Origin of the sequence: Snodgrassella sp. W8124 (genome assembly GCF_016100875.1) — a bacterium.
Lineage (GTDB): Bacteria > Pseudomonadota > Gammaproteobacteria > Burkholderiales > Neisseriaceae > Snodgrassella > Snodgrassella alvi.
Map to the genome: position 1 here is coordinate 639,558 of NZ_JACFRP010000001.1, position 14,965 is coordinate 654,522.

Annotated in this window: 14 protein-coding genes; 5 read left to right on the forward strand and 9 right to left on the reverse strand. The window is 39.3% G+C overall.

Going from position 1 to position 14,965, the window contains the following annotated elements:
- Positions 1-4 precede the first annotated feature (4 nt).
- The 3 genes from H3U73_RS02785 (at position 5) to tssH (ending at position 4,887) form a co-directional block, all read left to right on the forward strand.
- Entirely contained in the window at positions 5-1,615 is a 1,611-nt protein-coding gene (locus tag H3U73_RS02785; RefSeq protein ID WP_078474410.1) for an OmpA family protein, read from the forward strand.
- Between the two features lie 34 nt (positions 1,616-1,649).
- Positions 1,650-2,135, forward strand: a complete 486-nt coding sequence (locus H3U73_RS02790) for an Hcp family type VI secretion system effector (protein WP_037392137.1) — start codon at positions 1,650-1,652, stop codon at positions 2,133-2,135.
- Positions 2,136-2,196: 61 nt separating this feature from the next.
- Positions 2,197-4,887, forward strand: a complete 2,691-nt coding sequence (tssH, locus tag H3U73_RS02795) for a type VI secretion system ATPase TssH (RefSeq protein WP_198190005.1) — start codon at positions 2,197-2,199, stop codon at positions 4,885-4,887.
- Between the two features lie 453 nt (positions 4,888-5,340).
- Here tssH and H3U73_RS02800 read toward each other — a convergent pair whose 3' ends face one another.
- Together H3U73_RS02800 and H3U73_RS02805 are read right to left on the reverse strand one after the other, a co-directional pair.
- Positions 5,341-6,567 carry a hypothetical protein gene (locus tag H3U73_RS02800; RefSeq protein ID WP_198190006.1) on the reverse strand — a complete coding sequence of 409 codons (1,227 nt, stop codon included), beginning with the start codon at positions 6,565-6,567 and terminating at the stop codon, positions 5,341-5,343.
- A gap of 315 nt (positions 6,568-6,882) precedes the next feature.
- The gene (locus H3U73_RS02805) at positions 6,883-8,085 is read right to left on the reverse strand and encodes a hypothetical protein (RefSeq protein WP_198190007.1); all 1,203 of its coding nucleotides are present in this window, start codon (positions 8,083-8,085) and stop codon (positions 6,883-6,885) included.
- 289 nt (positions 8,086-8,374) lie between these two features.
- Here H3U73_RS02805 and H3U73_RS02810 point away from each other — a divergent pair, with 289 nt between their 5' ends.
- Together H3U73_RS02810 and H3U73_RS02815 are read left to right on the forward strand one after the other, a co-directional pair.
- Positions 8,375-8,590 carry a DUF4177 domain-containing protein gene (locus H3U73_RS02810; RefSeq protein WP_025330941.1) on the forward strand — a complete coding sequence of 72 codons (216 nt, stop codon included), beginning with the start codon at positions 8,375-8,377 and terminating at the stop codon, positions 8,588-8,590.
- 52 nt (positions 8,591-8,642) lie between these two features.
- Positions 8,643-8,798, forward strand: coding sequence for a hypothetical protein (locus tag H3U73_RS02815; protein ID WP_172338487.1), 156 nt, complete (start codon positions 8,643-8,645; stop codon positions 8,796-8,798).
- 324 nt (positions 8,799-9,122) lie between these two features.
- Here the strand turns inward: H3U73_RS02815 and xerD are convergent, their stop codons facing one another.
- The 7 genes from xerD to H3U73_RS02850 all read right to left on the reverse strand — a co-directional run bounded on the left by xerD (position 9,123) and on the right by H3U73_RS02850 (position 14,935).
- Positions 9,123-10,022: a site-specific tyrosine recombinase XerD gene (gene xerD / locus H3U73_RS02820; protein ID WP_084550015.1), complete on the reverse strand. Its 900-nt coding sequence runs from the start codon at positions 10,020-10,022 to the stop codon at positions 9,123-9,125.
- Positions 10,016-10,474 (reverse strand): methylated-DNA--[protein]-cysteine S-methyltransferase, encoded by a 459-nt coding sequence (locus H3U73_RS02825; protein ID WP_198190008.1) that lies wholly within the window; start codon positions 10,472-10,474, stop codon positions 10,016-10,018. Before H3U73_RS02825 ends, xerD begins: the two co-directional genes overlap by 7 nt.
- Positions 10,467-10,913 carry a peroxiredoxin gene (locus H3U73_RS02830; RefSeq protein ID WP_084550013.1) on the reverse strand — a complete coding sequence of 149 codons (447 nt, stop codon included), beginning with the start codon at positions 10,911-10,913 and terminating at the stop codon, positions 10,467-10,469. Before H3U73_RS02830 ends, H3U73_RS02825 begins: the two co-directional genes overlap by 8 nt.
- Before the next feature lie 36 nt (positions 10,914-10,949).
- A complete protein-coding gene (locus H3U73_RS02835) occupies positions 10,950-11,333 on the reverse strand; it encodes a hypothetical protein (protein ID WP_084547264.1) in 384 nt (127 codons plus the stop codon).
- A gap of 71 nt (positions 11,334-11,404) precedes the next feature.
- Complete coding sequence (locus H3U73_RS02840; protein WP_025330935.1) at positions 11,405-12,643, reverse strand: MFS transporter; 1,239 nt, start codon at positions 12,641-12,643, stop codon at positions 11,405-11,407.
- Between the two features lie 8 nt (positions 12,644-12,651).
- On the reverse strand, positions 12,652-13,584 hold the full coding sequence (gene ttcA, locus H3U73_RS02845; RefSeq protein ID WP_174830290.1) for a tRNA 2-thiocytidine(32) synthetase TtcA: 933 nt from the start codon (positions 13,582-13,584) through the stop codon (positions 12,652-12,654).
- 109 nt (positions 13,585-13,693) lie between these two features.
- On the reverse strand, positions 13,694-14,935 hold the full coding sequence (locus tag H3U73_RS02850; protein WP_025330933.1) for an aspartate kinase: 1,242 nt from the start codon (positions 14,933-14,935) through the stop codon (positions 13,694-13,696).
- Positions 14,936-14,965 lie beyond the last annotated feature (30 nt).

Consider the following 14,965-nt stretch of genomic DNA (forward strand, 5'->3'; position numbering starts at 1 on the left):
CCAAATGAGTAAACGCATTTATTACACATTACTGCTTGTCTGGATTGTTTGCCTGTCGCTATATTTTATCTGGCAAATTTGGGATATATACTGGGTAATCAAAATATGCTTGAGTATACTCATAGTACTGGCATGTGGATTTCTGTGGTATCAGAATCAATTTTGGTTTCGTAAGCAAAGTGCAGCAAGTCTGTACAATATACCTAAATCCCAGCGCATCATTCTCGTAGCAGGCGATGATATATCTGATTGGATAGAATCTTCTGAACGTTGGAGACTGTTGCGTGATTCAATGTGGATCAGGGTAGAAGACTGTGCGCAGTTAATCAGCATTTATCAGAATCTGGATGAACAGAATAAAATAGCTAACGGTATATTTCTGATACTTAATCCAGATAAATATCCTCATGTGGCAGCATTAGAGCAGCGTATTTCACAATGGCGGCAAGAAATCGAAACTATTCAGGCTTCATACAAACGCTGCCTACCGCTGACATTGGGTATCCATACCGATCTGCTTAATGAAAATCTTGATTACTGGCCTGAAAACAATAGTAACCATTTGTGCAGGGAGCGTACAGATGTGCAAGAGTACTTTTCCTGTTTACAAAAACAATTGGATAGCAGAGCAGCATTGAATGCCCGACAGCCGGAACATCTGGACTATACAACTACATCCACACTTTATCTGAATCAGCAATGGCTTAGTAAATATGTGATTAAAAATTTGTTACCGGAAAAATCATATCGTTATTCTCTGTATATGATGTCATGTGTCTGGTTAAACAGTTTCAATACTAATCAGCAAGCAGGCTGGCGTAAATTTGAAATTGAAAAAACAGGATTTGTTAGTCCGACTCATGTTTTTACAGTTAACGGTCTGAAAAATTTTCCGGTTATTGAGAATAGCTTTGTTCGCCAGCATTATTTAAGTAAAGGTGCAAAATATCTGTGCTACGCAATTGACTGTTTCCTGATGTTCATTCTTATTGGTACCGAGTATTCGTTTGTTCAAAATAAAAAATGGCTGCAGGAAGTTATTGCTGCTCATCAGCAATATATAGCAATACCTCAGCACCTTGAAAATGAACGTATAGATAGTATTAAAAATTTAAAAATCATTCAGCAGACCTTACAGGATTATAAGACATTCGGTGAGCCCAGAAGAATGGGATTTGGTTTATATCATGCTACTGAATTATTACCAGTTATCAATAAAGACATAAATTCTTTCCAGATAGAGAAGCAGAAAAAACAAATTATCCGTTTAGATACCACAGCATTGTTTGACGTGGGTCAGAGTCAGCTTAAAGCGGATGCGAAACTGGTTTTACAAGGGGTTTTAACCTGGGTACAGGCAAACCCGAATAAAAGAGTACTAATAGATGGTCATACCGATAACACCGGAAATGCCGCCAGCAATAAAACTCTGTCATTTCACAGAGCTGAAGCTGTACGTGACTGGCTAGTGAGTGCATCCACCTTTCCGGAAGACCATTTTACTGTACAGGGATATGGGGATAGTAAACCCATAGCAACCAACGACGACCCGCAAGGGCGTAGTAAAAATCGTCGTGTCGAAATTACCTTGGTTGATATGAATCATACCGACTAATGTAATATTTATTAACTAATTAAAGGATATTCATATGGCAATTCCTGCTTACTTATGGATCAAGGATGACGGTGGTTCAGAGGTTAAAGGCTCTGTAACTGTACAGAATCGTGAAGGCACAGTAGAAGTATTGGCATTCGATCACGAAGTTTATATTCCTACTGACGGCAATACCGGTAAACTGACAGGTACTCGTGTACACAAACCTATTTCTTTTGTAAAAGAATATGATGCTTCTTCACCATATCTTTACAAAGCAGTAACCAATGGTCAGAACCTTAAATCTCTAGAATTTAAATGGTATCGCATTGACGATGCAGGTCAGGAGAAAGAATATTTCAACACCCTGCTTGAAAATGTGAAAGTAGTGGCTGTGCGTCCTAAAATGCACAACATTAAAGAAACCAGTAAAGAACGCTATAACCATCTTGAAGAAGTGGAATTGCGTTACGAAAAAATCACCTGGGCTTACAAGGATGGCAATATTGTTCATTCCGACAGCTGGGTTGAGAACCGTTAATTTTAATTAACTCAAGGCGCACGCATCTGTGCGCCTTTTTAAGTATTTAGTCGGAGCCGTAATGAAAGATTCAATGCAATTATTAAGAAAACTCAATGAAAATTGTGCACGGGCACTGAATGAGGCTGCTAACTTCTGTTTAAGCCGTGGTCATCATGAAATATTGCCTGAACATTTTCTCGTCAAATTACTTGAAACAGATAATAATGACCTGAATCTCTTATTACGCCAGAACGAAATCAACATCAACCGGTTGTGGGATGATTTGCTGGCCGGACTGGATAAATTGCCCTGGCAGCGAGTACCCCAGAAACCTGAGCTTTCACGCGCATTACTTAAATGGATAGAGCAGGCATGGATGCTGGCATCTATTGAACACGGACAGGAAGAAGTCCGCTCATTGCATTTGCTTGAAGCTATCCAGAAAATTCCTAGCATCTTCACACTTACAGATTTATGGCAGTTACTGATATTTAGAGCAGGACAACTGGCTGAAGCAGGACGATGGCTTGATAAATACTCAGTTGAAGCAAACACAGACAATGATGCGATCTTCACCAAGAGAATAGATACCGATAGTAAAGCAGCAGAACCTGCTGAAACACCAGTCACACAGAATATACTTAATACCAGTAACTTACAGGATAAACAATCGCCGGCAGAACAGGAAGCCTTGTCACGTTTTACCATCGATCTTACTCAAAGAGCCAGAGACGGATATATTGATGCAATTTTCGGACGAGATGAAGAAATCAGCCAAATAGAAGATATTTTGAGCAGACGACGTAAAAATAATCCAATATTGGTAGGTGAACCGGGAGTAGGTAAAACAGCACTTGTTGAAGGGCTGGCATTGAAAATCGCCAATGACGAAGTGGGCAGCCATCTGAAAAATACCCATATTCTTGCTCTTGATATGGGGCTTTTACAGGCAGGTTCCGGCTTGAAAGGTGAATTTGAGCAGCGCCTGAAAACGGTAATCGAAGCCATTCAGCATGCTTCCGAACCAACCATTCTGTTTATAGATGAAGCTCATACCATTATTGGTGCCGGTAATCAGGCCGGAGGGTCTGATGCAGCCAACTTACTCAAACCTGCACTTGCCCGTGGTCAGTTGCGTACAATCGCAGCAACAACCTGGTCTGAATACAAACAATATTTTGAAACCGATGCTGCTCTTGAGCGCCGTTTTCAGCCGGTAAAAGTAGATGAACCGGATGATGAAAAAGCCTGTCAGATGCTGCGCGGTATTGCTAAACTCTATGCAGAACATCATCAGGTACATATCAAAGATGATGCGATTAAAGCCGCTGTTACATTGTCACGTCGGTATTTACCGGATCGTCAGCTTCCTGATAAAGCTATCGATTTACTGGATACCGCTGCAGCTAAAGTTAGACTTGGTATGCAAACATTACCACTGAATCTTATTAAAAAAATCTCCCTGCACAGCGCGCTTCAAGAAGAAATCGACCGTCTGCAACAGGATATTCTTCTCGGACACCAGATAGATAACGAAAGAATGGAGCAGTGCCGGCAGCAGTTACAGCAATTAGAGCAAGAAATAGAAGAAGAAAAACAAAAATTTGTTCAGGAGCAGGAAGCTGCTCAGGCAGTACTGGATGCGCGTACAAAAGATGAGCATGAAAGCAATCTGCATACACATAATCAGTCTTTTCAGCAATTGCAGCAAAATATTAGCCTAGATGTAGATCAGCAAGTCATTGCCAGTGTAATTAGTGAATGGACAGGCATTCCTGCCGGTCGCATGCTGGATGATGAAATTGAACGTCTGATGACTTTATCTGAGCAACTTAACAGTGAGGTAATTGGTCAGGAAGACAGCGTTAGTAGTATTGTTAATCATATTCGTACCCAGAAAGCCGGACTTGGCGAACCCAATAAACCACTTGGTGTATTCCTGCTAACAGGTACATCTGGCGTTGGCAAAACCAGAACAGCCAAAGCACTGGCCAAATCACTTTTTGGTAGTGAAGACACAATGATCACCATCAATATGTCTGAATATCAGGAATCACATACAGTAGCTCAGCTTAAAGGTGCGCCTCCGGGATATGTGGGCTATGGCAAAGGCGGAGTCCTGACTGAAGCAGTACGTAAGCGTCCTTATTCAGTAGTACTGCTGGATGAAATAGAAAAAGCCCATCCGGATGTGCTTAATATTTTCTATCAGGTATTTGACCAGGGTGTTATGCGAGACGGAGAAGGGCGCATCATCAACTTCAAAAACACCATTCTGCTGATGACATCCAATCTAGGCAGCGAAGCTTTACAAAATGCTCCTGATGCCGATTTACCAACCCGACTGGAACTGGTCGATCAGCCCATCCGGGAAGTTCTTGCTCCTGCTTTGCTCGGGCGTATGAATGTACTGGCTTTTCGTCCGTTATCAGCTGACGATATGCAGATTATTATCCGTCAGCAACTAGACCGCATTGCAGCCAAAATTGCAGCTCAATTTGCTGTTATCTGTGAGTATAGTAATACACTGGTAGAGGCGCTGGCGCAAACAACAGCCGGTCATGATTTGGGCGTACGCTATTTTGAACAGATGTTGCAGCAGCAAATTGTCCCCGAACTGGCCAGACAATTATTGCTGGAAAAGCAGCAAGGCCAGAATAGTGCCTATATCCAGCTTAATTTGGGTGAGCAGGGCGTAGTCATTACATTGAGTGATGAACCAATGAAAGAGGTGGCAGCTGAAACAAATAGCGAAAATCAGCCAATATAACTGTTAATCACTGAACATAGTAAAAAGGGCAGACTTAAATAAGTATATGTCCTTTTTGCTATTTATATATCAGCATATTAGTTTTAATTTGGCCATACTTTAAAACTAATCAGCCACAGATTGAATTATTATCGAATAAAAATTGTGTTTGAATTAAAATTACCCAGATTCTTTGCTTATACTTTGTTTGTAAATATATGAATTTATATTTGCCAAAATGTGTACTAGAGCCATCTGGGCATCAGTATTTGCAGACGGTTTTTATATATTAAACGTGTAGAGTAGTTTATTATGAATAACAATAGAAAATAGTTAAAGTATACCCTGCGTGATTAATTCAGTCTTTATCCATTTTTTGACATAATATTCAGTAAAAAAATTATCAATATAAAATAGCCAGTATGCTTTAGTATACTGGCTAAAAATACTTGAAACTGATAAATTGAATTTTAATTAATTGAGTTCAGGTCGAGACACTATATCAATTGAATTCTGCGGCGTAGGTGGCTGCATAGTAAATTTAGGGTTTGTTGTGTATTTTAAGTGGATTTTGGTATCTGTTTTTACTGTTCCAGCTATACTTTCTACCTCCTTAGGAAATGCTAGCTGTTCACGCATACCTATAATTCTTCCTTTTAAATCAAAGTAATAATTATATTGTATAGGAATTTGATTATTTTTGAATTGCTTTATAAGTCCAAAATAGGGATTTTTAAAAACACCGCTGTCATCATCAGAATCATGTTCATCAAAAAAATAAGAATTAAAAGTAGAAGTGAATTCGTCAATTAGATTTTGTAATGCAGCATAATCCTCAGGTTTATATTTACTATTCTGATCAGCTTTGTCTGCAGCCTCTTTTAAAGCCTTTGAAAGGCTTTCAAGCATTGTATTATCAATTTTCTGCATTAGAGCGTAGTCTACATTCAGGTTAACCTGATACTTTGCTTTCAGGGTTTTTCCATACTCATCAACGGTTACTTTTTTGAATGCATCCGGCTCAATTGCTGCATAACCATCATCAATTGATTTTGGTAAGCTTTTTAACAGATCGGATAAAGGCATATTTTTTATTTGAGATTTTGGTACAGCTAATTGTAAATATTTGTCACCAATTACCATTCTAGTATGAGGTATTTTATCTAGCAAATGTGTAATAGCTGAAACATCTGCGTATAGAGATAGATTTTTGAAGTCTATATAGGTAGGAAATTTAAAAGAAATCAGCACATTTTTGTTTTCATAACGAACTTCTGGAATTATTTCCATTTGCCCTTTTCGGATATCTATTGCGCCAGTAAAGGGTACTGAAAATGATTGACTGAATTGCTCAAAAAAAGGTGCCAGAGAATTTTTTGGTTTTGATTCATCATCATCATCATCTGCTTCTGTTTGAGGTAGTGATTTTGATGCAGTATTTAGAAGCTTGTTATGTGTTTCATTAGTTTTGTTTATTTCAGATGTATCGGAAGAAATTTCATCTTTATTGTTTGTATTAGGATTAATATGATATTCTCCTTGAAAAGAACCACTGAAGTTCAAGCGGTTATCTTTTAAAATCATTTGCTGGACACCAGTCCGCACCATTTTATCCGGCGAATTGTCATTTATGTGGCTGCATGCTGAAACTATTCCTGCTAGAGTCAATGTTAATATTATTTTTGTAAAATTTAACCCCATAAAATTCCCTTTAAATTAACCGATTTTTTGTTAGATGTTATTTTATTTGTAAATATATTAACTTATGTTTACCTAATATATACCGTTGAGCTTATGGTATCTGTATTTGCAGACAGTTTGGTATATATCAAATGAGTAGGTAGTTTGTTATGACAGGACTATAAAATTCACTCAAGGTATACTTGTCGTGATTCATTCTGTCTGGATTTATGTTTTTGAATTAACATATAATAAATAACTTATCAATGAAAAAAGCCAGTATGTAAAACATACTGGCTAAAAAATTTAAATCAGATCAGATAAGAAAATTAATCATTACCAACCAAGACGAGCCCCTATATTGATTGAGTTTTGTGGTGTAGGCTGCATAGTGAATTTAGGGCTTCCGGTGTAATCCATCCGAAATTTATAATCTATTCTGATTGTTCCTTTTGGCTCTTCCCTACCTGTTATTGCCATTGGAATATCAGTCTTAATGCGAATACCTATAATGCGACCTTTTGAATCAAAGTAGAAATTACCTACTATTAGATTAGATTGATTTTTGAGCTGCTTCATATAAGCACCCATAGGAGTGTCTGCAAGAGCATTATCACTATCGGAATAAATTGAAGCTAAAGCGTCAATTATATTCCCCAGTAAAGCGTAATCTTCTGGTTTATATTTATTATTCTTATCAGCCTTGGCTGCTGTCTCTTTTAGAGTCTTAGAAAGACTTTGTAGAAGTACAGTATTATATTTAAGGCTTGAAGCATAGTCTGTATTCAGATTAACCTGATATTTTGCTTCCAGTGTTTTTCCAAATTCGTCGACATTTACTTTTTTGAATGCGCTCGGATCAATTGATGCATAACTGTCATCTACAGATTTAGGTAAGCTTTTTAATAAATCTGCTACAGGTATGTGTTGTGCTTTATCCTGCGGTACAGCAAATTGCATATATTTGTCACCAATTACCATTTTATTGTAAGGCATAGTATCTGACAGATGTGTAATTGCAGAACCATCGAGATATAAGGACAAATTATTAAAATCTAAATAGGTAGGAAATTTAAAAGAAATCAGTACGTTTTTATCTTCATAACGGACTTCAGGAATCACTTCCATCACCCCTTTTTTCATATCTACAGCACCAGTGAAAGGTACGGAAAAAGATTTACCGAATTGTCCTAAAAATTGCCCTATAGATTTGTTATACAAATCCATTTGTTTGCGGTGATACTCTGTTAATTCTGAAGTATCATCATCATATTCTTCTGATGCAGATACTTCTGATGCAGATACTTCTGATGCAATTATTGGCTCGGTTATTTCTGAAGAATTTTTATCTTCATTATTCTGAATAATAAATTCTGTCTGATAAGAACCACTAAAATTAAACTGATTGTCTTCTGTCATAATGCGCTGAATACCAGTGCGCACCATTTTGTCAGGGGATTTTTCAGTTTTATTACCACATGCCGAAATCATACCGGCAACAGCCAGCATTAATATTATTTTTGTAAATTTCAATCTCATAAGAGTCCCTTAGTTTAATAAGCAAAATATATTGTTAATAATTGTATTTTAATTGTAATAAAATGACCAGAAAAAATTAATAAATTACAATTCTAATCAGATATTATAACGAGAACATTATCTATTTCAAGGTTTTAAGCCGAGCATCTGTTAAAACCATTTTAAAAAAGTTATTGCAAAAATAAATTAAATTAATGATAGTAAATATAAATTATAAATTGTTTTGTTGAGAAAAATAATTTATAATTCATAAAATTTTTATAAATTTGGTTTAAATTTTGGAGTTTTTATGAAAGAATATAAAGTTGTTATTTATCAGGAAGGTGCTCTGGCTTCTATGTTTCTGGGCGCGGCAAATGCAGATCCTGTAAAATTTTCCAACTTTCTAAATCGAAATGCTAAAGAAGGATGGCGTGTAGTAACAATGGAAAAAGATATGCGTCGTCTATTTTTACTGTGGAGAAGAGAAGCTTATTTATTAGTAATGGAGAGAGATATTGGTTAAAAAAGCCGGATTAGGATGCCTTTATATTTTCATATTCTGGTGTGTCTTATTGATGCTGGAATTATGGTGGGACATTTTTCCTGCTGAAATTTTTCTAAAAATATCTATATCTTTAGGAATTTTATTCTTTGCTTTGTTGGCGATAGCCGTGGTTCTTGATCAGTTGAACTCAGATAAAAAGCTAAAAGATAAAAATTATTTAGAATAATATTTATTTTGTACTTGAAAATCCAAGTTTAATATTAAATAAACTAGTTAAAAATTTAAATGATTTCGAATTTTTTAAATTAAGTATAAATATTAGGTAATTTATTATTTCACTTGGTTTATCTTTTTTCTAAATGGTTGATATTTTTGTTTTATGATTGAATAACTTTGTCATTTAATTTGATAAAGTTTATAAGGTATTATTCATTTGTGCAGCATATATCAAGTTATGAACAGGTTTTTATTACATCTTCAAAAAATAATAACAAAATTTCAAGATTTATAATCTTTTACTCTAAACATAGCAGAATAAACAAATAATTTTTTATCCGCGCGGATGATGCTGAAGCACAATTTGTTTCAGGCGTTCATTGGCAACATGTGTGTAAATTTGTGTTGTGCCGATATCAGCGTGTCCCAGAAGCAATTGCACTACACGTAAATCTGCACCATGATTCACAAGATGCGTAGCAAAAGCATGACGCAAACCATGCGGGCTAAGATGATGAATGCCGGCTACAGTAGCATATTTGGTCACAATCATCCAGGCCAGCTGCCGAGTGATGGCTGTTTTTTTCTGACTGACAAATACGGCATCACAAGCTCGTCCTTTAAGTAAAGCAGGGCGGGCATCCGTAAAGTAACTTTCCAGCCAGTCGGTTGCTTCTTCCCCTAATGGAACCATACGCTGTTTATTTCCTTTTCCGATGGTACTTAACAGGCCGTTTTGTAAATCGATTTCATTGATTCGTAAGTTAACAGCTTCGCTAACTCTCAATCCAGTAGCGTACATAAGTTCCAGTAAGGCTTTATCACGCAGACCCAGAAAGGTTTTGGTATCCGGGGCTGCTAATAGAGCATCTATCTGTGTTTCGGAAATAATATCCGGCAAGTATTGGCCTTTTTTAGGCATTTGCAGCTGCTCGGTAGGTATATCCTGACGGCGGTTATATTCATGCATCCAACTGAACAGACGTTTACAGGCTGATAATGCCCGTGCCTGTGAAGATGGTTTTTCACTGGGGATAAATACAGCAGATGCAAGTGACAAGGGATCTACATTCAGCCAGTTCAGATGTTCGGCTTGTATGCGACGAGCAATTTTATTCAAATCCCGCCGGTAACTTTCCAGTGTATTGAATGCCAGCTGCTCGCTAAGCCAAAGATGTTCGAGCAATGACTCGATTGGTTCGAGTAGTTCTGCCGGTAAAGTATCATTTACCATGTTGCTCCTTCGTGTTTAAGCAGCCAACGCTTTATATTTAGTTCAAAAGCATTGGTACTGAGGCTGAACCCTCCCAGACCACTGGCTGATACAACCCGATGACAAGGAATAATAATTGGTAACGGGTTTTTACCACAGGCCTGACCTACGGCTCTGGGTGAACTGTTTAGCACACGCGCGATATCTCCGTAAGTGGCAATCTGACCATAGGGGATATCGGCAATAACCTGCCAAACTTTTTGCTGAAATGCAGTGCCGTCAGTGGAAGGAGGATAGTTAAATTTTTGCAGGCTGCCATTAAAATAGGAGTCAAGCTGCTTTGCCCAGAATCCAGTCAGGTCAGGTAAGGCTTCGGAAAAGGGTGTTTGCCAATGGATAGCCTTTAATTTTTGCTCAGGACTGAATTCCAGTTTTAATGAGCAGCAGGGCGCTTGATATGAGTAACTAGGCATGCTGTTGCAGTGTATTTAATACGATCTGGGCGTGACCGGCCGCTTTAACTTTACGCCATTCCTGTGTAATTTGCCCGTCCTGATTCAGGATAAAGGTACTTCTTTCAATACCGAATACTTTTTTACCATACATGTTTTTCTCTTTAAGTACATCAAATTGTCTGCATACTGTTTCTTCACTGTCTGAAAGTAGGGTAACGTTGAGTTCATATTTGCAGATAAAATTATGATGGCTTTTCATACTATCACGGGAAATACCAATCACGTTATAGCCCAGTTGTTTGAATTGGGGCAGTAAAGCACTGAATTCCTGTGCTTCGGTTGTACAGCCCGGTGTGCTGTCTTTCGGATAGAAATAAACCACAGCTGGTAAATGTTCTGCAATATTAAAGTTATTTCCTTCGGTATCCGGAAGTGTAAACAGCATAGATTGAGACATTATTTATTTTCCTTTGTATATATTGATTACCTTGGATTAATCGCGAATAAAAGCAGTAATCAGAGGTACATCGCCAATTAGACGGCTGCAGTGTCCATGAATATTTGAGTCGAAGGTAATGCCTTCAGGTAAAGTATCGGCAGAATAAAAATGTTCTCCGGCACTAAAGCGGCGGGTACTACCATCGCGCAGTCCGATTTCCATCACTCCTTGCAATACTATCAGCCATTGTGGTTTACCAGTGCAGTGAAAATCACTTTTAAAACCCACCGGACTGTAACGTAATTGTAACCCTTCTGCATTAAACCAAGGTGATAACTGGCTTTTTTCATTACCTTCGTTTAATTCAATTTTTTCTTCTTTGAATCGGGCAAAACCATCACTTCCGGTATATAAAATTACTTTAGTAAATGTTGTCATAATTTCTACTCATAGCCTAATGGTAAAAAAATCAGTGCAGAGATGTGTATCTGCACTGAAAGAATAATAAATCAGCCTATAACGCCAAGATTGTCATCATTGGACGGGGTATTATTGTGTTTGGGAAGCAGCCATAAAGTGGCAATGATGTCCAGAAGGTAAATAGATGCCAGCAAGCATAAGGCAACATAAAATGACCATTCTTTGACCAGAAAACCGATAACCAGCGGCCCTAATCCGCCAATGCCACGACCCAGATTAAATAATACATTCTGGGCAGTTGCACGCACATGCGGGGGGAAGTTATCAGAAATCAGTGCTCCATAGCCGCCAATCATGCCATTGACAAATAAGCCCATAATGGCACCGCATATCAGTAATGCAGTGGGGTCCTGCAACTGTGCATATTGTGCCACCATGATAAAAGAACCAATCTGGTAAATCAGAAAGATTTTCCAGCGGGCAAAATGGTCGGCCAGAAAACCGAACAGCCAGATACCGATAATCATGCCAATAACGGTGACCGCAGTCCAGTTGCCGGAATCTGTAAGGCTGAATCCCAGTTTTTTGGCAAGATAACTGGGCATCCAGATCATTAAACCGTAATAACCGAAATTTTGTACGGCGCAAAGGATAAATATGCCCAGACTGGTTTTAGCTGTCTGACGGTCTTTAACCAGTAATTTAAGACGCGCAGAAAATGACAACTCACCATTTGCTTTATGTTCGCGGGTAAATTGTTCCGGTTCATTGGTATCATGACGAATAAAGTAGGATACGATAGCCGGAAATAATCCTACAACAAACATGCCGCGCCAGCCGATATGCTGAAGCAGAAATGGTGTAATAAAGGTAGCCGCCAGTACGCCCAGCTGCCAGCCGATACCGACGAAGGCTGATGCGCGATTACGTTTTGATGCAGGCCATACTTCTGCAATCATAGCCATACCGATACCGAACTCTCCGCCCAGCCCCATACCTGCCAGAGCCCGGTAAATAAGCAGGTCGTAATAACCTTGTGCAACCGCACACAGACCAGTAAAAACGGCAAACATGAGAATGGTTAGCGATAACATGCGTATCCGGCCGAAGCGATCACTTAAATGTCCGAAAACGATACCTCCGACAACAGAACCGATTAATGTCCATGTTACCAGTGAACCTGCCTGAGAAGGATTCAGTCCGAGATCAGCACTGATGGCGCTGAGCATAAAACCGAGTATCAGCAGGTCAAAACCATCCATGGCATAGCCACTGATAGCGGCAACCATAGCTTTTGCAGGAGTTAATTTTTTTCTTGGTTGTTTCATAAGGGGACTTACAATCGAGAATCTAAAATGTTAATAACAGTTTTGCCTGCACCGGCAGGCTGATTAATATCACCGGTCTGTGCTGGTGTTGTAATTGGAGAAAAATGTTCACGGTCAAAGGCAATATCGCCGCCATGTGGCAGTTGTTGTCCACGTTGCAAGCCGGCAAAATTGAATAAATGATAATCAGCCAGATGCGAGGGTACGATGTTTTGCATGGCCGAAAACATGGATTCAATGCGCCCGGGAAACTGTTTGTCCCATTGCCGGAGCATGTCTTTGATAACCTGCCGTTGCAGATTGGGCTGTGAGCCACACAGGTTGCATGGAATAATTGGAAATTCCAGCATTTGCGCATACCGGATCAGATCTTTTTCTTTAACATAGGCTAAGGGTCTGATGATGATATGTTCACCGTTATCTGACAGCAGTTTGGGCGGCATGGCTTTAAGTTTGCCTCCGTAAAACATGTTCAGAAACAGGGTTTCCAGAATATCATCGCGATGGTGACCTAAAGCAATTTTGGTACAGTTATTTTCTTTGGCTACCCGGTATAAAATACCGCGTCGCAAACGGCTGCACAGGCCACAGGTAGTTTTGCCTTCATCTATTACCCGTTTGACTACGCTATAAGTGTCTTCTTCAATAATTTGAAACGGAACGCCAAGACTTTGCAGATAATCCGGCAGTATATGTGCAGGAAAACCAGGTTGTTTCTGGTCGAGATTAACTGCAAGAATTTCAAATTGTACTGGTGCAGATTTTTGTAATCTGAGCAGGATGTCCAATAATGCATAGCTGTCTTTACCACCGGAAAGGCAAACCATGATTTTGTCGCCGTCTTCAATCATCTGAAAATCATTAATAGCAGCGCCAACCTGATGACGAAGTCTTTTAATCAGTTTATTGTTTTCGTATTCGCGTTTTGGTGTATGAGACATGGATACAGCACTAATTTATGCAAATACCTGCAATTGTACAATAATTAAAGGCCGGCAGATGTGACTTAGCCGGCCTGTGTTAATTTTTACATGAATTAAAAAGGAGTTTTCAGCCTTTTTTTACTGGTTCTTTATCAAGCTCAAACACTTGGTGTAGTACACGGGTGGCTAGCTCCAGATATTTTTCATCAATTAACACGGACACTTTGATTTCAGAAGTAGAAATCATCTGGATATTGATATTTTCTTTAGCCAGAGTACGGAACATGGTAGAAGCAATGCCAACATGTGAACGCATGCCCATACCGACTATTGATACTTTACATACGGTATCATCGCCGCAGACTTCACGCGCTCCTATTGTTTTCTGCACTTCATGAAGAATATCCAGCGTATTCTGATAATCACTGCGTGGTACGGTAAAGGAAAAGTCTGTGGTTCCTGCTGAGCCGACATTCTGAATAATCATATCCACTTCAATATTGGCATCGGCGACAGCTCCCAGTATCAGTGAAGCCATTCCCGGCGTATCCGGTACCCCGCGCACATTAATTCGTGCCTGATTTTTATCAAAAGCAATACCGGATACTGCCGCATGTTCCATCATATTCTGATCCTCTTCAAATGTGATTAATGTGCCATTACCGCTGTTTTCCAGACTGCTTAATACGCGCAGCCGCACTTTATATTTACCGGCAAACTCTACTGAGCGGATTTGTAATACTTTACTGCCCAGACTGGCCAGTTCCAGCATTTCTTCAAATGAAATGGTATTGAGACGGCGCGCTTCCGGTACGACACGCGGGTCGGTGGTGTATACGCCATCCACATCAGTATAGATCTGGCATTCGTCTGCTTTCAGTGCTGCTGCCAGTGCTACTGCTGAGGTATCCGAACCGCCGCGACCCAGAGTGGTAATATCATTGTTGGCATTAACACCCTGAAAACCGGCTATGATAACAACTTTGCCGGCATTGAGATCTGTGCGGATGCGTATCTCATCGATCGCATCAATGCGTGCTTTGGTATGAGCACAATCGGTTTTAACGGCTACCTGCCAGCCAGTATAGCTCTTTGCGTCTACGCCAATACTGTGCAAAGCCATGGCAAGCAGACCGATAGTGACCTGTTCACCTGTTGATAAAACAACGTCCAGTTCACGCGGATTGGGCTTTTCCTGAATTTCATGTGCCAGTGCAACCAAACGGTTGGTTTCTCCGCTCATAGCGGATACAACCACTACTACATCATCACCATTGGCTCTGGCTTGTGCTACACGACGAGCTACATTTTTTATACGTTCAACTGTTCCAACTGATGTACCGCCGTATTTCTGTACGATTAACGCCATAATACTGCTTGCTTTCCGGGTTGTTATAAT